Origin of the sequence: Paraglaciecola marina (assembly GCF_004360155.1) — a bacterium.
In the GTDB taxonomy this organism is placed as follows: domain Bacteria; phylum Pseudomonadota; class Gammaproteobacteria; order Enterobacterales; family Alteromonadaceae; genus Paraglaciecola; species Paraglaciecola marina.
Map to the genome: position 1 here is coordinate 77,288 of NZ_SAIS01000016.1, position 21,443 is coordinate 98,730.

Below are 21,443 nucleotides of genomic sequence, written 5' to 3' on the forward strand. Positions count from 1 at the left end.
AACTTCGATATATTTTAAGAGTGAACCTTGTATGTTTATGTGAAAAATTTTAATTTTTTATAGAACTCGTTTTTAAACAGCCATTTTAGTTTGGTTACTTTTTAAGTGTGTTGGCTAATTGTAATCGCTAAGTTACAGTACTATTTGTTTTTTGGGAGAAATGCTGCTTATGAATGACACTATTTTATCCTTGTTAGGTTACATATCTTGGATCTTATTTCTTGTGATTTTTATTGCTGTCTACCGCACCTCACTAGTAATGAAAAAACAAAAGGCTCCGAATGGATTCAAATCAGATGGTTCGGATTCACCTCCTTTTGGTGAACGTTTAAGCCGTGCAATGGGAAATTGTGTAGAGAGTTTTGCATTTATCGGTGGCTTAATGTTATTGGCATTAGCTACAAACTCTGCTGTTATTACCAATGGGCTTGCTCTTGTTTTACTTGCTGCAAGGTTAGGGCAATCTGTTACTCATCTAATTTCAACGAGCGTGTTAGCTGTGCAGATCCGCTTTGTGTTTTTCTTGATTCAAGTTGGAATATGTTGTGTTTGGCTGGTGAAGTTCTTTATTAAATTTTTAGGAGCTTAACTCTATGACTAAGCCAAGTATTGATAAGTTGTTGGCAATCTCTCCCTGTGAATACTCAGAGGGACTATCTAGTGAGCAATTTATATCTCCGGCTATTAGAGCCATGTGGCCACAAATCCCTCGCATTGCAGGGCCAGCGTTTACAGTCAAATGTGGTAAAGGTGATCACTTAAGTTTACATGCTGCTATTTATCGTGCGCAGCCCGGTGACATTATTGTTGTTGAGGCCGATCCTAAGGTTGCTAGCTCGGGTGGTAATGTTTGTGCCGTTGCTCAAAATAGGGGGATAATTGGCTTTATTATCGACGGTGCTATTAGGGATATAGCAGAAGTCCGAGCTTTGAAGTTTCCGGTATATGCACGTCATACAATGCCTAAGCCAGCTGCAAAAGAACAAATATTTCCATTTAATCAACCTATTTATTGTGGTGGTGTAACGGTTAATGCCGGGGACTATATTATTGCAGATGAAGAGGGAATTGCGGTTATTCCAAAGTCTCAACTTGAGAAAGTCTATAGTTTAGCTAAGGCAAGAACCGATAAAGATGCCCAGATGAGCTTGGCAGAATGGCAAGCTCAGCATTCAAAAAAAGTTGAGTCGAAATTAGAAGAATTAGGGTATTCTGATTAGTATCATGTATTAATAGCGCTTATTCGGTTAAGTCCAATGATAAGTTTTTGTCACTCCAAGGTTTAATATCTCCATGTTTGCATTTTTTGAACGGTTAACTAATCCGTTTCCGGCAGCTCATCCAGAGCAACCACCTCAAACCATTTTCGCTTTTTGTCGTTATTATACTCAAGGCATGTGGCCAGTTATTTTTTGTGTATCGTTTTTATCAGCCGCTATTGCAGCCCTTGAAGTCTCTCTATTTGGTTTTTTAGGCCAGTTAGTTGACTGGCTAGCAGCAAGCGACAGAGACACCTTTATTGAAACAGAAAAGGGTAATTTGATTTGGATGGGGCTGTTGGTGCTCCTTGTATTGCCTACTTTGGTTATTACTCAATCTTTATTATCGCATCAAGGTTTGATGGGAAATTTCCCTATGAAAATTCGCTGGCAGGCGCACAGATATGTAATAGGACAAAGCTTAGGTTTTTTTCAAAATGAATTTGCAGGAAGAGTGGCAACTAAAGTCATGCAGACTGCGCTGGCTGTCCGTGAAACTGTAATGAAAACCTTAGATATTTTGGTTTATGTCAGTGTTTATTTCATCAGTATAGTGTTTTTGGTATTTACTGCAGATTGGCGCTTAAGCGCACCATTGATTGTTTGGTTTTTCGTATATGTGGTGATTTTACGCACCTTGATACCAAGGCTTAAGTGTGTCTCTCAAAAGCAGGCAGATGCACGTTCTATGATGACCGGAAGGATTGTGGATAGTTATACTAATATCACCACAGTTAAGTTGTTTGCTCATACCAGTCGCGAGGCTGAATATGCTAAAGAAGGTATGTTAGGTTTTTTGAAAAGTGTTTATCCACAAATGCGACTCGTAACTGTGTTGTATGCTTGTGTTTGGTTTAGTAATGCCTTGTTGGTCTTTAGTATAAGTGCTTTGGCCATTTACTTGTGGATGTTAGAGCTGGTTACTCCAGGTGAAATTGCGATAACTGTTAGTTTATGTCTAAGACTTAATGGTATGTCTCAGTGGGTTATGTGGGAAGTCTCATCACTGTTTGAAAATATCGGCACTGTACAAGACGGTATTAATAGTTTGTCTGTGCCTGTAGCGGTGAAAGATATTCCCGATGCAAAGCCACTTAAAATGAAAGGCGGCGAAATTCATTTTGATATGGTTAACTTTGGTTACCAAGGTGCTAATGACTTACCCATAAGTGTATTTAAAGATTTAGATATTAGAATTAAAGCAGGAGAAAAAGTGGGCTTGGTTGGGCGCTCAGGCGCTGGTAAATCAACGTTAGTGAACCTGTTGTTACGCTTTTACGATATTCAAAGTGGCAGTATTAAAATTGATGGTCAGGATATTAGCCAACTACAACAAGAAACCTTACGAGCAAACATCAGTATGGTGACGCAAGATACCTCGCTACTTCATCGTTCTGTGAGAGATAATATATTGTATGGTCGTTTAGACGCGAGCGAAGAGGATATGCTCAAGGCCGCTGAACAAGCTGAGTCACATGAATTCATCCAAAACTTAACGGATTTACAAGGCAGGGTAGGTTATGACGCCCATGTTGGTGAGCGTGGTGTTAAATTATCTGGTGGTCAGCGTCAACGTATCGCCATAGCTAGAGTTATGTTGAAAGATGCCCCAATTCTTATTTTGGATGAAGCAACCTCAGCACTTGATTCAGAAGTAGAGGTGGCGATTCAACAGTGCCTAGATAAGGTAATGGAAAATAAAACTGTGTTGGCTATTGCCCATAGGTTATCGACTATTGCTCAAATGGATAGGCTTTTAGTGTTGGATGAAGGGCGTATAGTCGAGCAAGGTTCACATAATGAATTAATTGCTAAAAAAGGAATTTATGCCAAGTTATGGGAGCACCAAACCGGTGGCTTTATTGGAATTGACTAAAAAAGTTAGCTATCGATGGTGGAGAGCAAGCTGGTTTGGATAAAAATATCATTGATAATTTTGTGGCTCCTCCTTGCTCTGAAAAAATTGAAATTTTGTATGAAGATGAGTACATGTTAGTTATCAATAAACCGAGTGGTTTGTTGAGTTTGTCTGGTAAAAACCCTAAAAATAAAGATTCTGTTCATTATCGCTTAGTTAAAGATTATCCAACGGTCACCTTAGCTCATCGTTTGGATTTTGGGACCTCAGGTGTCATGTTATTAGCTAAAAATAAACAAGTTAACGCCAAGTTGACTCAGCAATTTCAAGCTCGCTCGGTCAATAAAGGTTATGAGTCAATTTTAGCGGGGCATTTGCGCAATGAAGAAGGCGTGATTGATTTACCTATTGCAAAAGATGCGGCCTTGTTTCCAAGGCTAAAAATTTGCAATCAAGAAGGGAAGGAGGCTAGATCTAAATACAAGGTTCTTGAAAGGTTAACCGGGCCATCAAGAACTAGAGTGAAATTTACCCCTTTGACGGGGCGAACACATCAATTAAGACTTCATAGCCAGGCTATTGGGCATCCCATTTTAGGGTGTGATTTGTATGGCTCAGTTGAGACTCAAGGTTTAGCTTCAAGGCTGTTGCTTCATGCTTTGGATATCACAATTAAACACCCGCACTCTCAGAAGTTAATTACATTTACCAGCCCAAGTCCCTTCTGAATAGCCAAGATTAAATATTTAACAATGCTGCTATTAAGCCTATTAGACCACCAAATACGCCGCCCCAAACCACTAGCCAGCCTAGGTGCTGTTTAATCATTCCTTGCACTATGTCTTTGACAATTGCTGGTGTTAATTCATTCAATCTTTGCGTAACAACTGTCGCAATGTTCTGTTGTATATTTTGTTGTGTGTCAGATTGCGTTAGGTGTGCCTGTAATAAATCTTTAAAATTATCTGATTGAGTGATTTTCACAACAGCCTCTGACATTTTTTCTACAAAGGGTTGGCGCATTGGCTCTAATGCTTCAGTACCGCCAAACATTCCTAGCATTTGCCCAAAAGAGGACGCTTGCACTACTTCTATTAATGAGTCGAAGGTTGGTGATAAATCAATTTTTGCAATGATTGGCGATAGATTTATATCACTTGCTCCTTTATTAGTGGTAAACCGCTCAATGTTAGATTGTGTAAAAAACTCAGTCATAATCAAATTATGAATACTCTGCTTAAATTCTTCAAAGCGATTAGGGATAACACCAGAGCCATACAAGCCAGGTACTTTTTCAAATAACATATGTACCGCTAGCCAATTGGTTATTGCCCCAGATAGAGCAAAGATACCTATGTTTTTTAATAAGCTGTAATTGGTGAAAATTCCCACTAGCAGTATAGATAATGCTACCAAATTAGTTATTAAGCTTTTATTCAAAATACAGACTCCTTTGAAATGAAAGATTATTAATTGAGAAAACAAAAAACGGAAAGGTTTATATCAATTAAAATATTTGTGTCAACGAAAAGATTAACTGAACTTACTTAATCGAACCCAACCTATAGAAAACCTGCAACTAGGTGTTTGAATTAAATACCCTTGTTAAGTTGGCTTAGTTTAAACATAGTGTGGGCATTAATAATTAAAAATAAGGATTCTACCAAAACCCCTCCAATTGAAAATACTAGGTAGTTATGAGTTAACCAGCATAATGTTCCCATTGACATGAAAAGGCGTAACTTTATACCGTGCATTCTAAATACCGCTAGTGTGCCAAAGGTAGTCGCTATTACAGGTAGCATATGCACCAAACTTTCCATGTTAGGTATGGCTAGTAACCAAGCTACAAATATAAATCCGTACATCACTTTTAAGCTATTAGTTCTGCTGGATGCATAATTTCTAAGGCTACCTAAAAATGCCATTAACGCCCCTGGCCATTGACCTAGCATTAAAAAATGCACTGTCATAAAAAGTGTAAAAACAGTTAAAAAATAACGTAATTTTTGGTCGTCCTTTTGAAAGAAAGCACTGACGCCAATGCATAGTGCTACCAATCCTATACTTTGTGCGACAGGATCTTGCCAAAATAAATGGTTTAATGAATCGATTATAATGATGAGAAAATAAACCTAGAGAGAACTTGATACGCTATTGTAAGCTTTTTGAAGGTGATGTAATTTTAAATTCACTAAAATTTAAGTTATTGATTAAACTGCACTGCGTTTAGTTTTTTGTGGTTAATTTTACTTCTCGTTAAGTTAGGTTGCTTTTTCTTCTTGAATCCCCTTCGTCAATAAGTATAATACGCCACCCTCCCGTTTGTGATTCTAAATTTTTCCTGAAAAAATCTATGTTTCAACAAAGGTAGTGTGACTAAAATTTGTGTTGCCGCTAAGTGAATTTGCGGTAAGACATGAATATTTTAGGGGTGTAGTTCCAATTGGTAGAACGGCGGTCTCCAAAACCGACGGTTGGGGGTTCGAATCCCTCCACCCCTGCCATATAAGTGCAAATACAATCGTAAGTTTTAGGTTGTAAATTAAAAAATAGTTGTAGAGGTGGAGGGTGAGAACTCCCACGGGTTTGACAAGTCGTATGGAACGATTTGAACCGCGCCAGCGCCGCTTGCGGTCAGTTACAGGGATGTAACTGAGATCATTCCTTCACTCCTGCCATTTTTAACACGTACAAGTTGTTGAATTAGATAAGCCTACTTGGGAAAAACAAGTAAGGCATAACAGAATTAGGGTTTAGCATGAGCGAAAATACAGAAAGCAGTTCCAATTCTCTAGATATGTTGAAGTGGCTGTTGGTCTTCGGTTTGTTGGCTGGCGTTGTTGCTTTCAACCATTTCTTTCCAGAGCTTTCGGTGCTGTATATTGCACTTGTAGCTGTTGCCGGCGTCGGTATCGCAGGGTTTATTGCTTCAACAACTGTTAAAGGTAGTACTTTCTTAGCTTTTGCGAAAGACTCTCGTACAGAAGTAAGAAAGGTTGTTTGGCCAACTCGCCAAGAAACCACTACAACAACTATGATAGTGTTGGCAGCAACTGTTGTTATGTCTCTCATTTTATGGGGATTAGACGGGATTATTGTTGAAGTTGTCTCCTTTATAACCGGATTAGGAATTTAAACTATGTCAGACAAAAAATGGTACGTGGTTCAAGCGTTTTCTGGTTACGAAGGCCGTGTTCAAAAAACATTACTTGAACATATTAAAATGCATGAAATGGAAGACTCTTTTGGTGAGATTTTAGTACCAACTGAGGAAGTTGTTGAAATGCGTGCGGGACAACAACGTAAAAGTGAACGTAAGTTTTTCCCAGGCTACGTATTGGTACAAATGGATATGAATGAAGACTCATGGCATTTGGTTAAAAGTGTTCCTCGTGTGCTAGGCTTTATCGGTGGAACGTCTGACCGACCTGCACCAATCACAACTAAAGAAGCGAACGCTATTCTTAACCGTCTTGAAGAAGGCGTGGATAAGCCAAAACCAAAAACATTATTCGAGCCAGGCGAAGTGGTACGTGTTACCGATGGTCCATTTGCAGACTTCAATGGTGTAGTGGAAGAAGTCGACTACGAAAAAAGCCGCTTGAAAGTATCTGTTTTGATCTTTGGCCGTTCAACTCCGGTAGAGCTAGAGTTTGGACAGGTAGAGAAAGGCTAACGTTAGATTCTTTAAGTGCTCAGCCAGATGTTAAAAGTAAAAAAGGATGCTATGGCATCCTTTTTAGTTTGTGGTCTTTAAGTAAACATAAATATTTAAATTCTATATCATTTAACCTTGCGCCTGTTTAAAACTTCATCTATAATGCGCGACCCGATTTTATTGAAAGGGAAGCCGTTAGAGTGAGCATTCTCAATGTTTACAAGGCGTTATACCCAAATTAGAGAGTATTAATCATGGCGAAAAAAGTCACTGGCTTAATTAAGCTACAAGTAGCGGCAGGTGCTGCTAACCCAAGTCCACCAGTTGGTCCTGCACTAGGTCAACACGGTGTTAATATCATGGAATTCTGTAAAGCGTTTAACGCAAAAACAGAATCTCAAGAAAAAGGCGCTCCAGTACCAGTAGAGATTACTGTTTACGAAGATCGTTCTTTTACCTTCGAAACTAAAACTCCACCTGCATCTTACTTGCTTAAGAAAGCTGCTGGTATTAAGAGTGGTTCTGGCCGTCCTAACACTGAGAAAGTGGGTAAAGTGACACGCGCGCAATTAGAAGATATTGCTAAAGCGAAAGAACCTGATTTGACTGCAGCAAGTTTAGATGCAGCAGTAAACACCATCGCTGGCTCTGCACGCAGCATGGGCTTGGTAGTAGAGGGATAAGACATGGCTAAATTATCAAAAAAAGCTCGCCTAATTGCCGAGAAAGTAGATTCAACTAAAGAATACGAATTTAACGAAGCGGTTACTTTGTTAAAAGAATTAGCGACGGCTAAATTTGCTGAAAGCATTGATGTTTCAATCAATCTTGGCATAGACGCTAAAAAATCTGATCAAAACGTTCGTGGTGCTACTGTATTACCAAATGGTACAGGTAAAGACGTACGTGTTGCTGTTTTCACTCAAGGTGCAAACGCTGAAGCTGCTAAAGAAGCGGGTGCTGATATCGTTGGTATGGACGATTTAGCTGCTCAAGTGAAAAAAGGCGAAATGGACTTTGACGTTGTTGTTGCTTCTCCTGATGCAATGCGCGTTGTTGGTCAATTAGGTCAAATATTAGGTCCACGTGGACTTATGCCTAACCCTAAAACGGGTACGGTTACTCCAGATGTAGCGACAGCAGTTAAAAATGCTAAAGCTGGTCAGGTTCGTTATCGTAACGACAAAAACGGTATTATCCATGCAAGCATTGGTAAAATCGCTTTTGAAGCAAATCAAATTCAAGAAAACCTAGCAGCATTATTAGAAGCGCTTAACAAAGCTAAGCCTTCTTCAGCTAAAGGTACTTACATCAAGAAAGTAAGTCTTAGCACAACTATGGGTGCAGGTGTTTCTGTAGACCAAGCTTCTTTAGGCGCTTAAGCTTAATTAGTTTGGTTTCGGCAAGTAATCAATGTTGATTATTTGTTTCTCTGTAAAGGTTATGGGTTGGAGTCTGAGTTAGGCTTGTTGCAAGATAAGTTTAACCACAGACTCCCGTCCTAGACCGCAGGCGTAAGTTGGTGGATGAAGTAAGAGAGCATTCGCCTAGATTGTAATTTTTATATTACACATCGCAAACAACTTACTTAAAAAACGAGCCTGCGCAGACGGTGGTTTCGACTCAGACTCTCTGGGATTAACGAACACCGTAGAGCGGTGGATTTACCTAGGTTAACCCCTTAGTAATGATATCAATCTGTGAATCCTGAAGCGGATATTTCATAAAGAAATGAAGTTTCAGACTTTAAGAGGTGAACTCAGTGGCATTAGGCTTAGCAGCAAAAAAAGAGATCGTAGCAGAAATTAACGATGTTGCGTCTCGAGCTCTATCTGTTGCCGTCGCTGAATACCGTGGCATGGAAGTAGCAGAATTAACTGACCTTCGTGTTAAAGCACGTGAGCAAGGTGTTTACTTACGAGTAGTTCGTAACACTTTAGCAAAACGCGCTCTAGCTGATAGTAAGTTTTCTGATATGGACAGTGCGTTAACTGGTCAATTGATTTATGGTTTTTCTATTGAAGCACCTGGTGGTGCTGCTCGTCTTTTTAAAGACTATGCAAAAACTAATGACAAGCTAAACGTAACTGCACTTTCTATTGGCAGTGGTTTATTGGGTCCAGAAAAACTGGATGCAGTAGCGTCACTACCTACCCGCGACGAAGCGTTGGCAAAATTACTTGCTACCTTCAAAGCACCTGCCGAGAAATTCGTTCGTACTATCAACGAAGTTCCAGGCAAATTTGTGCGTGTATTGGCGGCGATCAAAGACGAAAAATAGTTTTCGTTTTTGTACATTTAAATTTTTAACATTAAACCCAGGAGTTTAGAGAAATGGCTCTAACTAAAGATGATATTTTAAACGCTATTGCTGAAATGCCAGTAATGGAACTAGTTGAACTAATTGAAGCGGCTGAAGAAAAATTCAACGTTTCTGCTGCTGCAGCTGTTGCTGTTGCCGGTCCTGCTGTTGCTGCTGAAGCTGCTGCAGAACAAACTGAATTTGATGTTGTTATGACATCTTTCGGTGGTAACAAAGTTGCTGTAATCAAAGCTGTACGTGGCGCAACTGGTCTAGGTCTTAAAGAAGCTAAAGAAGTAGTTGAATCTGCTCCTAAAGCTATCAAAGAAGGCGTATCGAAAGAAGAAGCTGAAGAACTTAAGAAGACGCTTGAAGAAGCTGGCGCTGAAGTTGAGCTTAAATAATCTGCCTAAACACAGATTGTTAGCCTGAAATGGCATAGGCTGGTGACTTTTTAGTCACCAGCCTTTTTGCGCTGTAGGATTTGGTATTTTCATCCTTTTATATGGATCCTAGTAATAAAGTGCAAAATGTATTTTAAATCTAATAAAACCAATAAGTTAAGTAAGCCTCTTAATGAATTTGGAAAAGATTTGAAGTACAAACTTAAAGGATAGCGGAAGTTTGTTTAATGAGTGCACTCCTTAAACAAGTTGGGTCAAAAATCGGCAGGCTGAGGAACCCATGGTTTACTCCTATAGCGAAAAGAAACGTATCCGTAAGGATTTTGGCAAACGCCCACAGGTATTGGAAATACCGTATCTACTTTCAATCCAGTTAGATTCTTTTAAGAAGTTTATTGACCTCGATGAAGAAGGTCAACATGGACTGGAAGCAGCATTTAGATCAGTTTTTCCAATCAAAAGTTACTCTGGTAACGCTGAATTACAATATGTAAGTTACCGTTTAGGTGAGCCAGTATTTGACGTAAAAGAATGTCAGATACGTGGTGTTACATATTCAGCCCCTCTACGTGTGAAATTGCGTTTAGTGTTGTTCGATAGAGAAGCAGCACCAGGCACAGTAAAAGACATTAAAGAGCAAGAAGTCTACATGGGTGAAATTCCACTCATGACAGATAACGGAACTTTCGTTATCAATGGGACTGAGCGTGTTATTGTGTCGCAATTACATCGTTCACCAGGCGTGTTCTTCGATCACGATAAAGGGAAGACTCACTCATCCGGTAAAGTGTTGTATAACGCTCGTGTTATCCCATACCGTGGTTCGTGGTTAGACTTTGAATTTGACCCTAAAGATAACTTATTTGTACGTATAGATAGACGTCGTAAATTACCGGCTACTATTATCTTACGTGCATTAGAAATGACCACAGAAGAGATTCTTGATTTATTCTTTGAGAAAAATCAGGTTCGAATTGATGGTGATAAATATTTATCAGATATAGTACCAGACCGCCTACGAGGTGAGACTGCACAGTTTGATATTCTAGATGCGAAAGGTAAGGTTCTTGTTGAAGCGGGTCGCCGTATTTCAGCTCGTCATACTAGAGCATTAGAAAAAGCAAAAATAACTGAATTAGAAGTTCCTGCTGAATACTTAGTTGGCCGTGTCTTTGCTCGTGACTTCATCAATGAAGAAACTGGCGAAGTTATAGTTAGTGCCAATGATGAACTAACGTTAGAAAACTTAGCAGAACTTACTGAAGCAGGTGTTACCACTTTCGATACTCTTTATATTAATGAGTTAGATCATGGTGCTTATATATCAGATACCTTGCGTATAGATAATTCAACTAACAAGCTAGAAGCTTTAGTTGAAATTTACCGCATGATGCGTCCTGGTGAGCCACCCACTAAAGATGCCGCTGAAACCTTGTTTACTAACTTATTCTTCTCTGATGACAGATATGACTTGTCGTCTGTTGGACGGATGAAGTTTAATCGTCGTTTAGGACGTGAAGAATCAACAGGTTCTGGCACTTTAGGTAATGATGATATCGTTTCAGTAATGAAGCAACTTATCACTATCCGTGATGGTAAAGATGAAGTTGATGATATCGATCACTTAGGTAACAGACGTATTCGTTCTGTTGGTGAAATGGCTGAAAACCAATTCCGTGTTGGTTTAGTACGTGTTGAACGTGCCGTTAAAGAACGTCTAAGTTTAGGCGACCTTGATGCTGTTATGCCACAAGATTTGATTAACGCTAAGCCTATTTCTGCTGCTGTAAAAGAGTTCTTTGGTTCAAGCCAATTATCTCAGTTTATGGACCAGAATAACCCGTTGTCAGAAGTGACGCATAAGCGTCGTATTTCTGCATTAGGCCCAGGCGGCTTGACACGTGAAAGAGCTGGATTTGAAGTACGTGACGTACATCCAACTCACTACGGTCGTGTTTGTCCAATCGAAACACCTGAAGGACCAAACATCGGTTTGATCAACTCTTTATCAAGTTTTGCTCGAACAAACGATTTTGGATTCTTAGAAACACCTTATCGTAAAATTGTTGATGGTGTTGTAACCGACGAAATCGATTATTTATCAGCTATCGAAGAAGGCCAATTTGCGATTGCACAGGCAAATGTCGTCCTAGATGACGACGGCAAATTAGCTGAAGAATTGATCCCTTGTCGTTTCCGTGGTGAAACCACGTTAATGCCAGTAGATGACATCAAATACATGGATGTCTCTCCACAGCAAATCGTTTCTGTTGCAGCGAGTATTATTCCGTTCCTAGAACACGATGATGCTAACCGTGCATTGATGGGTGCCAACATGCAACGTCAAGCTGTTCCAACACTAATAGCTGAAAAGCCACTAGTTGGAACCGGTATGGAGAAAACTGTAGCAGTTGACTCTGGTGTAACGGTAGTTGCTAAACGCGGTGGTTCAGTTGATTACGTAGACGCAAGTCGTATCGTTGTTAAAGTGAACGAGTCAGAAATGACAGCTGGTGAAGCAGGTATTGATATTTACAACCTGACTAAATACACCCGTTCAAACCAAAATACATGTATTAACCAAAAACCAACATGTAATGTTGGTGAACCAGTAGTTGCTGGTGATGTATTAGCTGATGGTCCATCTACAGATATGGGTGACTTAGCACTAGGGCAAAATATGCGTATCGCATTCATGCCTTGGAATGGTTATAACTTCGAAGATTCAATCTTAATTTCTGAGCGTGTCGCTCAAGAAGATAGATTTACATCTATTCACATCCAAGAACTAAGCTGTATTGCTCGTGATACTAAGCTTGGTCCAGAAGAAATTAGTGCTGATATCCCGAATGTGGGTGAGTCTGCCTTAGGAAAACTGGATGATTCTGGTGTTGTTTATATCGGTGCTGAAGTTAAAGGTGGCGATATCTTAGTAGGTAAAGTGACACCTAAAGGTGAAACTCAACTTACGCCAGAAGAAAAACTTTTAAGAGCAATCTTTGGTGAGAAAGCGTCTGATGTTAAAGATACATCATTACGTGTTCCAAATAGTGTTCACGGTACAGTTATCGATGTTCAAGTATTCACCCGTGATGGTGTTGAAAAAGACAAGCGTGCTCGTGAAATCGAAGATATGCAATTGCGTGAAGTTAAGAAAGACTTAGGCGATGAGTTTGGAATTTTAGCGGATGGCATTTTTGCCAGAGCTAGTAACTTGTTACTTAAATCTGGAATTGACCAAGATAAGCTTAATAGTTTACCTCGCGATAAGTGGTTTGACTTAACCTTAAGTGATGAAGACGCACAAGCCGAGCTTGATCAAATTGCTGAACAGCATAGTGAAATCAAAGCTGACTTTGACACTAAATTTGAAGTTAAGCGTCGTAAGATCACTCAAGGTGATGATTTACAACCAGGTGTACTCAAGATTGTTAAGGTTTACCTTGCAGTTAAACGTCATATTCAGCCTGGTGATAAAATGGCGGGACGTCACGGTAACAAAGGTGTTATTTCAACTATTCAACCAGTTGAAGACATGCCTTATGACGAGAACGGAACCCCTGTTGATATCGTATTGAACCCACTTGGTGTACCTTCGCGTATGAACATCGGTCAGATTCTTGAAACTCACTTAGGTATGGCTGCAAGCGGTATCGGTGTGAAAATAGACCGTATGTTAAAAGAACACGAAGAGATGGCCAAGCTACGTAACTTCTTAAAAGAAGTTTATAGTGCAGGGAAATCGCATCAAGTTGTTGATATTGATAACTTTACTGATGATGAAGTCACCCGTTTAGCCGGTAACTTACGTAAAGGTGTGCCAATGGCTACACCAGTATTTGACGGTGCTACGGAAGCTGAAATAAAGCATATGTTAACGTTAGCCGACATTCCTGAAAGTGGTCAAATCACTTTGTTTGACGGTCGTACAGGTCGCGCATTTGAGCGCCCAGTGACAGTAGGTTACATGTACATGCTGAAACTTAACCATTTGGTTGATGACAAAATGCATGCTCGTTCTACTGGTTCATATAGCTTAGTTACACAGCAACCGTTAGGCGGTAAAGCTCAGTTCGGTGGTCAGCGTTTCGGAGAGATGGAAGTATGGGCACTAGAAGCATATGGTGCTGCATATACCTTACAAGAAATGCTAACCGTTAAGTCCGATGACGTGAATGGCCGTACTAAAATGTATAAAAACATTGTTGATGGCGATCATCGTATGGAACCTGGTATGCCGGAATCATTCAACGTATTGTTGAAAGAAATCCGTTCACTAGGTATCAATATCGAACTAGAAGAGCAATAGACGCTCAGATATAGCTTGTAGACCGATTGTCCTGTTAGTGTGATTAATACTAACAGGATCTTTGCAACTAACTCCGCTGGAGAGAAATGTGAAAGATTTATTAAAGTTTCTTAAGCAACAACATAAGACTGAAGAGTTCGATAATATTCGAATTGGCTTAGCTGCTCCGGATATGATCCGCTCGTGGTCTTTTGGTGAAGTTAAGAAACCAGAAACGATTAACTATCGTACTTTTAAACCTGAACGTGATGGTTTGTTCTGTGCTCGTATATTTGGGCCAGTAAAAGATTACGAATGTTTATGTGGTAAATACAAACGCCTTAAACACCGTGGTGTTATATGTGAAAAATGTGGAGTTGAAGTTACTTTAACTAAAGTACGTCGTGAGCGTATGGGACACATTGAACTGGCAAGCCCAGTAGCACATATCTGGTTCCTTAAATCACTACCCTCTCGTATTGGCTTAATGTTAGATATGACATTACGTGATATTGAGCGTGTTCTTTATTTTGAATCATATGTGGTTTCTGAACCAGGTATGACGACCTTAGAGCGTAGCCAACTTTTAACTGAAGAAGAGTATTTGGATGCGTTAGAAGAACATGGTGACGAATTTGAAGCAAAAATGGGCGCTGAAGCAGTATTCGAATTGCTTAAAGCCTTAGATGTTGATGCTGACGTAGTTGCTATGCGTGAAGAGTTACCTACCATTAACTCTGAAACTAAGCGTAAGAAAATCACTAAACGTTTGAAATTATTAGAATCTTTCCAACTATCTGGTAATAAGCCAGAGTGGATGATTTTAACAGTTCTTCCTGTTTTACCACCAGATTTACGTCCATTAGTACCACTAGATGGCGGCCGTTTCGCGACTTCTGATCTAAACGATTTGTATCGTCGTGTTATTAACCGTAATAACCGTCTTAAGCGTCTTCTAGACCTAGCTGCACCAGACATCATAGTACGTAACGAAAAACGTATGTTACAAGAAGCGGTAGATGCTCTTCTTGATAATGGTCGTCGTGGTCGTGCTATTACGGGTTCTAACAAGCGTCCTCTTAAATCTTTGGCTGATATGATCAAAGGTAAGCAAGGTCGTTTCCGTCAGAACTTGCTAGGTAAGCGTGTTGATTACTCAGGTCGTTCTGTAATCACAGTTGGTCCTACTTTACGTTTACATCAATGTGGTCTTCCTAAGAAAATGGCACTTGAGTTATTCAAGCCGTTTATCTACGGAAAATTAGAAGGTCGTGGTTTAGCTACTACTATTAAAGCAGCTAAAAAATTAGTTGAGCGTGAAGATCCAGAAGTTTGGGATGTACTTGATGAAGTAATCCGTGAACATCCGGTAATGCTTAACCGTGCACCAACACTTCACAGACTAGGTATTCAAGCATTTGAACCTATCCTAATTGAAGGTAAAGCTATTCAGTTACACCCATTGGTTTGTGCGGCATATAACGCCGACTTCGATGGTGACCAAATGGCGGTACACGTACCATTGACTATCGAAGCACAGCTAGAAGCTCGTGCGTTGATGATGTCTACCAACAACATTCTTTCACCTGCCAACGGTGAGCCAATTATCGTACCTTCACAGGACGTTGTAATGGGCTTGTACTATATGACACGTGATCGTGTTAACGGTAAAGGCGAAGGCATGGTATTCACTAGTCCTAAGGAAGCTGAAAAAGCTTACCGTACAGAAACTGCTGAATTACATGCTCGCGTTAAAGTTCGTATTACTGAATATGAAGTTGCTGAAGATGGAACTAAGACCGAAAAGGTTACCTTAACTGATACTACAGTTGGTCGAGCTATTTTCTCTGAAGTATTACCTAAAGGTGTACCTTTTGAGATTATTAACCAAGCCATGGGTAAAAAGCAGATTTCTAAGTTATTGAATGCTTGTTACCGTTCACTTGGTTTGAAAGATACAGTTATCGCAGCTGACCAAATCATGTATACCGGTTTTCACTATGCAATGATTGCTGGTGCATCTGTTGGTATAGATGACATGGTTATTCCTGACGCGAAGAAAGACATCATTGAAGGTGCCGAAGCTGAAGTCTACGAAATCCAAGAGCAATTCCAATCTGGTCTTGTTACCGCGGGTGAACGTTACAACAAAGTTATCGATATCTGGTCAAACGCGAACGAAAAAGTCGCTAAAGCTATGATGGAAAACTTATCTAAAGAATCAATTTTAAATCGTGATGGTGAAATGGAAGAACAAGCTTCTTTCAACTCAGTCTTTATGATGGCCGATTCTGGTGCTCGTGGTAGTGCCGCTCAGATTCGTCAGCTAGCTGGTATGCGTGGTTTGATGGCAAAACCAGATGGTTCAATCATCGAAACACCTATTACTGCAAACTTCCGTGAAGGTTTGAACGTACTTCAGTACTTCATCTCTACTCACGGTGCTCGTAAAGGTTTGGCCGATACGGCATTGAAAACAGCTAACTCGGGTTATTTGACTCGTCGTCTAGTAGATGTTGCACAAGATTTAGTTATTAACAACGATGATTGTGGCACCTATGAAGGTGTTAAAATGACTCCGCTTATCGAAGGTGGTGACGTTGTTGAGCCGCTTCGTGAACGTGTACTAGGTCGTACAGTAGCTGAAGACGTATTGAAGCCTGGTACTAACGAAGTGCTAGTAGAGCGTAACGTTCTATTAGACGAAGCGCTAGTAGACATGCTTGAAGAAAACTCAGTTGACCAAATTATGGTTCGCTCCGTTATTACCTGTGAAAACGACTTTGGTGTTTGTGCTAAATGTTACGGACGTGACTTGGCTCGTGGACACATGGTTGGTCATGGTGAAGCTGTTGGTGTTATTGCCGCACAGTCAATCGGTGAACCTGGTACACAGTTAACAATGCGTACTTTCCACATTGGTGGTGCTGCATCTAGAGCGTCTGCTGAAAACAGTGTACAAGTTAAGACAACGGGTACATTGAAACTCCACAACGCTAAGTTCGTACGTAATACAGATGATAAGGTAGTAATTGTTTCTCGTTCAACTGAGATCACTATCATAGATGATCAAGGTCGTGAGAAAGAGCGTTATAAAGTGCCTTACGGTGCAATCTTAACAATTGATGACAATACAAAAGTTGAAGCGGGTGAAGTGGTTGCTAACTGGGACCCACATTCACATCCAATCGTTACAGAGCGTGCGGCTAAAATTAGCTTTGCTGATGTTGATGATAGTAATACTGAAATGCAACAAGATGAGTTGACTGGTTTAACTCGTATCGTTGTAAATGACCTATCTAAAGCAAATGCTAAAGAGCCTAAGCTAATCCTTGAAAGTGCAGAGTTTGGCTTACAAGAGATTCGTTTACCAAGCTTTACTACTATCGAAGCTACAGATGGTATGGAAGCTAAACCTGGTGACGTATTAGCACGTATACCGCAAGAAAGCTCGAAAACTCGTGATATTACCGGTGGTCTTCCACGTGTTGCTGACTTGTTTGAAGCCCGTAAGCCTAAAGAGCCAGCTATCCTAGCTGAAGTTTCAGGTATGATTGGCTTTGGTAAAGAAACTAAAGGTAAGAAACGTTTAACCATCACGCCTAAAGGTGAAGACCACTACGAAGAGATGATCCCTAAATGGCGTCAACTTAACGTGTTTGAAGGTGAGTCGGTTGAGAAAGGTGAAGTTATTGCCGATGGTCCTGAGTCTCCGCATGACATATTACGTCTACGTGGAATCAGTGCTGTATCTAACTATATCGTTAATGAAGTACAAGAAGTTTACCGCCTACAAGGGGTAAAAATTAACGATAAGCATATCGAAGTAGTTATTCGTCAAATGTTGCGTAAGTGTTTAATCACTCATGCAGGTGACAGTAACTTCCTAGAAGGCGAACAGTTAGAAGTATCTAACGTGAAGATAGCTAACCGTGAATTGGAAAAGCAAGGCAAAATCCCTGCTCAGTACGAAACACAGTTACTGGGTATCACTAAAGCGTCATTGTCTACTGAGTCGTTTATCTCAGCTGCATCTTTCCAAGAAACAACTCGTGTTCTTACTGAAGCAGCAGTGCAAGGTAAAGAAGATGAACTACGTGGCTTGAAAGAAAACGTAATAGTTGGACGCTTGATACCAGCTGGTACCGGCTTCTCGTATCATCAAAAACGTACTGCTAGAAAACTAGCAGAGCTACAGGAACTAGAAGAACCTTCAGTTTCTGCATCTGAAGCAGAGTTAGCATTAACCGAAGCATTGAATGCTGAAGTAAGTGATAGCCCAGCTGACGAGTAAAAAATACGATCAAATATGATCTGAAATAGTAAAAATTGTCGCTAAACCTATATAAAATACAGTTTAGCGATACTCTTACTTGACAGCTCAGCTATTGATCATTAGACTTCCGCGACCCGAAATTTGGTGATGATTTCATCACTTAATTAAGGCTCGCGGATTTTTCGCGTTTTACGCCCTAATAAAAAGGGCAAACAGTCGTAATTTTAATCAGGAGCTTGTTAATGGCAACAGTTAACCAGTTAGTGCGCAAGCCACGCAAACAACCTGCGACGAAGAGCAACGTCGCGGCTTTGCAGGCCTGTCCACAACGTCGTGGAGTATGTACTCGTGTATATACAACCACACCAAAGAAGCCGAACTCTGCATTACGTAAAGTATGTCGTGTTCGTTTAACCAACGGTTTTGAAGTATCTTCATATATCGGTGGAGAAGGTCACAACCTACAAGAGCACAGTGTTGTTCTTATTCGTGGTGGTCGTGTTAAAGATTTACCAGGTGTTCGTTATCACACAGTACGCGGTACATTAGATTGTGCTGGTGTAAGTGATCGTCGCGCTGGCCGTTCTAAGTACGGCGCAAAAAGGCCTAAGTCTTAACGGTTCTCCGTTAGTAAGGCCAAACTATAGTATTAATTGAGTTTTGGGAATCCCCTGAATTCTACGGAGAATTGAGATGCCAAGAAGAAGAGTCGTAGGACAACGTAAAATCCTACCAGATCCTAAGTTCGGATCAGAGTTATTAGCTAAATTTATGAATGTCGTGATGTTAGACGGCAAGAAATCGACTGCTGAAAAAATCGTTTACGGTGCGCTAGATATTGTTGCTTCTAAAGCTGACAAAGCACACTTAGACATATTTGAAGATGCGTTGGACAATATCCGCCCTACGGTAGAGGTTAAATCTCGTCGTGTTGGTGGTTCTACTTATCAAGTACCAGTAGAAGTACGTCCAGTTCGTCGAAATGCTCTAGGTATGCGTTGGTTAGTTGACGCTGCCCGTAAGCGTGGTGAAAAATCAATGGCTCAACGCCTTGCAGCTGAAATGCTCGACGCTGCTGAAAACAAAGGTTCTGCGGTTAAGAAACGTGAAGACGTTCACCGTATGGCTGAAGCTAACAAAGCATTCGCTCACTACCGTTGGTAATAAGAGAAAGCTATGGCTCGTAAAACGCCCCTTGAGCGTTACCGAAATATTGGTATTGTCGCCCACGTTGATGCTGGTAAAACTACCACCACTGAACGTGTTCTTTTCTACACAGGTCTTTCTCATAAGATCGGTGAGGTCCATGATGGCGCAGCCACCATGGATTGGATGGAACAAGAACAAGAGCGCGGCATAACCATTACTTCGGCTGCCACGACCTGTTTCTGGTCGGGTATGAACAAGCAATATGACCAACACCGTATCAATATTATTGATACTCCAGGGCACGTTGACTTTACTATTGAAGTAGAACGTTCTTTACGAGTATTAGATGGTGCGGTTGTGGTTTTTTGTGGTTCCTCAGGTGTAGAACCTCAATCTGAAACTGTTTGGCGCCAAGCTGACAAATACCGCGTTCCACGTATGGTATTTGTTAATAAAATGGACCGTGCAGGTGCAGATTTTGAGCGTGTTGTTAATCAAATAAGAACTCGTTTAGGGGCTAATTGTGTTCCTATTCATTTGAATATTGGTGCTGAAGAAACCTTCAAAGGTGTGGTTGACCTAATCAAGATGAAAGCCATTAATTGGAATGAGTCTGACCAAGGTATGACATTCACCTATGAAGATATTCCTGCTGATTTAATAGACCGTGCGGAAGAACTTCGTACCGAATTAGTTGAAGCCGCAGCAGAAGCGACTGATGAGTTGATGGATAAGTATTTGGAAGGCGAAGAGCTTACCGAAGACGAAATCAAATTTGGTTTGCGCAAACGTACACTTGCTAATGAAATTGTGCTTGCAACCTGTGGTTCTGCATTCAAAAACAAAGGTGTTCAGGCTGTACTTGATTCTGTTATCGAGTTCCTACCTGCGCCAATGGATGTACCAGCAATTACAGGTGTACTAAACGACAAAGATGAGACAGAGGCCGAACGTCCTGCGGACGACAACGAACCTTTTGCTGCTTTAGCATTTAAAATTGCTACAGACCCCTTTGTTGGAACGTTAACTTTCTTCCGCTGTTATTCTGGCGTAGTTAACTCAGGTGATGCCGTTTACAACCCTGTAAAAGGTAAGCGTGAGCGCTTTGGACGTATAGTTCAAATGCATGCTAAAGATAGAGAAGAGCTTAAAGAAGTACGAGCAGGAGACATAGCTGCAGCTATAGGGCTAAAAGATGTGACTACGGGGGACACTTTGTGTGATCCTAATCATATTATTACCCTAGAGCGTATGGAATTTCCAGAACCGGTTATTTCTATTGCAGTAGAACCTAGATCTCAACCAGACCAAGAAAAGATGGCGATTGCCCTTAGTAAGCTAGCGGCAGAAGATCCATCATTCAAGGTACATACTGATGAAGAAACTGCGCAAACAATAATATCTGGTATGGGTGAACTGCACTTAGATATCATTGTTGACAGAATGAAGCGTGAGTTTGGTGTTGATTGTAACGTAGGTAAACCACAAGTTGCTTACCGAGAAACCATTCGCTCTAGCGTTGAAGTTGAAGGTAAGTTTGTTCGTCAATCAGGCGGAAAAGGCCAATATGGTCACGTTTGGTTGAAGCTCGAACCTAATGAAGAAGGTGCTGGTTATGAATTTATCAATGAAGTGGTTGGGGGAGTCGTTCCAAAAGAATTCATCCCAGCTGTTGATAAAGGTATTCAGCAACAAATGCAAAGTGGTGTCGTAGCCGGGTATCCAGTGCTTGATGTAAAAGTAACTTTATATGACGGTTCGTATCATGATGTTGACTCTTCAGAAATGGCGTTTAAAATCGCAGGGTCGATGGGATTCAAGAAAGGGGCTGCAGAAGCAAACCCTGTTTTACTTGAGCCAACTATGAAAGTTGAAGTCACCACTCCAGAAGACTGGATGGGTGACGTAGTCGGTGACCTTAATAGGCGCCGTGGTATGATAGAAGGCATGGATGATGGTGTTGCAGGTATTAAAATAATACATGCGAAAGTACCTTTATCAGAAATGTTTGGTTATGCTACTGATTTGCGTAGCGCAACTCAGGGTAGAGCCTCATACTCTATGGAATTTTTTAATTACGCAGAAGCGTCGAGTGCGGTAGCAAAAGCTATCTCCGAGTCGCGACTGTAAATCTTAATGAAGGTCTGGTCCGGTTATCTACTCCATATAGGATAGGGGCCGGACTTTTAACTAGGAAACCAGTAAAATGGCAAAAGAAAAGTTTGAACGTACTAAACCGCATGTAA

Annotated in this window: 17 protein-coding genes and 1 tRNA gene; 16 read left to right on the forward strand and 2 right to left on the reverse strand. The window is 40.6% G+C overall.

The genetic code is table 11. The annotated features are described in order from the left end of the window. Positions 1–169 precede the first annotated feature (169 nt). The 4 genes from EOK74_RS17835 (at position 170) to EOK74_RS17850 (ending at position 3,845) form a co-directional block, all read left to right on the forward strand. Positions 170–589, forward strand: coding sequence for an MAPEG family protein (locus tag EOK74_RS17835; protein ID WP_133471461.1), 420 nt, complete (start codon positions 170–172; stop codon positions 587–589). Between the two features lie 4 nt (positions 590–593). Next, a complete protein-coding gene (locus tag EOK74_RS17840) occupies positions 594–1,220 on the forward strand; it encodes an RraA family protein (protein WP_133471462.1) in 627 nt (208 codons plus the stop codon). 73 nt (positions 1,221–1,293) lie between these two features. Beyond that, positions 1,294–3,135: an ABC transporter ATP-binding protein gene (locus tag EOK74_RS17845; protein WP_133471463.1), complete on the forward strand. Its 1,842-nt coding sequence runs from the start codon at positions 1,294–1,296 to the stop codon at positions 3,133–3,135. A gap of 35 nt (positions 3,136–3,170) precedes the next feature. Next, complete coding sequence (locus tag EOK74_RS17850; protein WP_133471464.1) at positions 3,171–3,845, forward strand: RluA family pseudouridine synthase; 675 nt, start codon at positions 3,171–3,173, stop codon at positions 3,843–3,845. Positions 3,846–3,855: 10 nt separating this feature from the next. On the opposite strand, the gene EOK74_RS17855 is transcribed toward EOK74_RS17850, so the two are convergent. After that, positions 3,856–4,557, reverse strand: a complete 702-nt coding sequence (locus tag EOK74_RS17855) for a DUF445 domain-containing protein (RefSeq protein WP_133471465.1) — start codon at positions 4,555–4,557, stop codon at positions 3,856–3,858. 152 nt (positions 4,558–4,709) lie between these two features. Then, on the reverse strand, positions 4,710–5,240 hold the full coding sequence (locus EOK74_RS17860; RefSeq protein ID WP_338047284.1) for a YgjV family protein: 531 nt from the start codon (positions 5,238–5,240) through the stop codon (positions 4,710–4,712). A 307-nt stretch (positions 5,241–5,547) separates the two neighbouring features. On the opposite strand from EOK74_RS17860, the gene EOK74_RS17865 reads away from it, so the two are divergent. From EOK74_RS17865 to fusA, 12 genes are all read left to right on the forward strand, one after another. Next, positions 5,548–5,624: transfer RNA gene (locus EOK74_RS17865), tRNA-Trp, on the forward strand. Between the two features lie 254 nt (positions 5,625–5,878). Then, positions 5,879–6,256, forward strand: a complete 378-nt coding sequence (gene secE / locus EOK74_RS17870; RefSeq protein WP_133471467.1) for a preprotein translocase subunit SecE — start codon at positions 5,879–5,881, stop codon at positions 6,254–6,256. A gap of 3 nt (positions 6,257–6,259) precedes the next feature. Then, positions 6,260–6,796, forward strand: coding sequence for a transcription termination/antitermination protein NusG (gene nusG, locus EOK74_RS17875; RefSeq protein ID WP_133471468.1), 537 nt, complete (start codon positions 6,260–6,262; stop codon positions 6,794–6,796). Between the two features lie 236 nt (positions 6,797–7,032). Beyond that, positions 7,033–7,461: a 50S ribosomal protein L11 gene (gene rplK, locus EOK74_RS17880; RefSeq protein WP_133471469.1), complete on the forward strand. Its 429-nt coding sequence runs from the start codon at positions 7,033–7,035 to the stop codon at positions 7,459–7,461. A 3-nt stretch (positions 7,462–7,464) separates the two neighbouring features. Beyond that, positions 7,465–8,160, forward strand: a complete 696-nt coding sequence (gene rplA / locus EOK74_RS17885; RefSeq protein ID WP_133471470.1) for a 50S ribosomal protein L1 — start codon at positions 7,465–7,467, stop codon at positions 8,158–8,160. Positions 8,161–8,540: 380 nt separating this feature from the next. After that, on the forward strand, positions 8,541–9,059 hold the full coding sequence (gene rplJ, locus EOK74_RS17890; RefSeq protein ID WP_133471471.1) for a 50S ribosomal protein L10: 519 nt from the start codon (positions 8,541–8,543) through the stop codon (positions 9,057–9,059). A 53-nt stretch (positions 9,060–9,112) separates the two neighbouring features. Further along, the gene (gene rplL, locus EOK74_RS17895; RefSeq protein WP_133471472.1) at positions 9,113–9,484 is read left to right on the forward strand and encodes a 50S ribosomal protein L7/L12; all 372 of its coding nucleotides are present in this window, start codon (positions 9,113–9,115) and stop codon (positions 9,482–9,484) included. A gap of 280 nt (positions 9,485–9,764) precedes the next feature. Continuing rightward, positions 9,765–13,793, forward strand: a complete 4,029-nt coding sequence (rpoB, locus tag EOK74_RS17900; RefSeq protein ID WP_133471473.1) for a DNA-directed RNA polymerase subunit beta — start codon at positions 9,765–9,767, stop codon at positions 13,791–13,793. A gap of 88 nt (positions 13,794–13,881) precedes the next feature. Then, a complete protein-coding gene (gene rpoC / locus EOK74_RS17905; protein ID WP_133471474.1) occupies positions 13,882–18,066 on the forward strand; it encodes a DNA-directed RNA polymerase subunit beta' in 4,185 nt (1,394 codons plus the stop codon). Positions 18,067–18,290: 224 nt separating this feature from the next. Continuing rightward, on the forward strand, positions 18,291–18,665 hold the full coding sequence (rpsL, locus tag EOK74_RS17910; protein WP_007623100.1) for a 30S ribosomal protein S12: 375 nt from the start codon (positions 18,291–18,293) through the stop codon (positions 18,663–18,665). A 76-nt stretch (positions 18,666–18,741) separates the two neighbouring features. Further along, entirely contained in the window at positions 18,742–19,212 is a 471-nt protein-coding gene (gene rpsG, locus EOK74_RS17915) for a 30S ribosomal protein S7 (RefSeq protein ID WP_133471475.1), read from the forward strand. Positions 19,213–19,224: 12 nt separating this feature from the next. After that, a complete protein-coding gene (fusA, locus tag EOK74_RS17920; protein ID WP_133471476.1) occupies positions 19,225–21,327 on the forward strand; it encodes an elongation factor G in 2,103 nt (700 codons plus the stop codon). Positions 21,328–21,443: the final 116 nt, after the last annotated feature.

Excerpts from the sequence above, each read along its gene's own strand:
- rplA (WP_133471470.1), top strand. The coding sequence starts at position 7,465 with ATGGCTAAATTATCAAAAAAAGCTCGCCTAATTGCCGAGAAAGTAGAT.
- rplK (WP_133471469.1), top strand. The coding sequence starts at position 7,033 with ATGGCGAAAAAAGTCACTGGCTTAATTAAGCTACAAGTAGCGGCAGGT.
- fusA (WP_133471476.1), top strand. The coding sequence starts at position 19,225 with ATGGCTCGTAAAACGCCCCTTGAGCGTTACCGAAATATTGGTATTGTC.
- EOK74_RS17840 (WP_133471462.1), top strand. The coding sequence starts at position 594 with ATGACTAAGCCAAGTATTGATAAGTTGTTGGCAATCTCTCCCTGTGAA.
- EOK74_RS17845 (WP_133471463.1), top strand. The coding sequence starts at position 1,294 with ATGTTTGCATTTTTTGAACGGTTAACTAATCCGTTTCCGGCAGCTCAT.
- secE (WP_133471467.1), top strand. The coding sequence starts at position 5,879 with ATGAGCGAAAATACAGAAAGCAGTTCCAATTCTCTAGATATGTTGAAG.
- rpsG (WP_133471475.1), top strand. The coding sequence starts at position 18,742 with ATGCCAAGAAGAAGAGTCGTAGGACAACGTAAAATCCTACCAGATCCT.
- rpoB (WP_133471473.1), top strand. The coding sequence starts at position 9,765 with ATGGTTTACTCCTATAGCGAAAAGAAACGTATCCGTAAGGATTTTGGC.
- rpsL (WP_007623100.1), top strand. The coding sequence starts at position 18,291 with ATGGCAACAGTTAACCAGTTAGTGCGCAAGCCACGCAAACAACCTGCG.
- EOK74_RS17835 (WP_133471461.1), top strand. The coding sequence starts at position 170 with ATGAATGACACTATTTTATCCTTGTTAGGTTACATATCTTGGATCTTA.
- rplL (WP_133471472.1), top strand. The coding sequence starts at position 9,113 with ATGGCTCTAACTAAAGATGATATTTTAAACGCTATTGCTGAAATGCCA.
- nusG (WP_133471468.1), top strand. The coding sequence starts at position 6,260 with ATGTCAGACAAAAAATGGTACGTGGTTCAAGCGTTTTCTGGTTACGAA.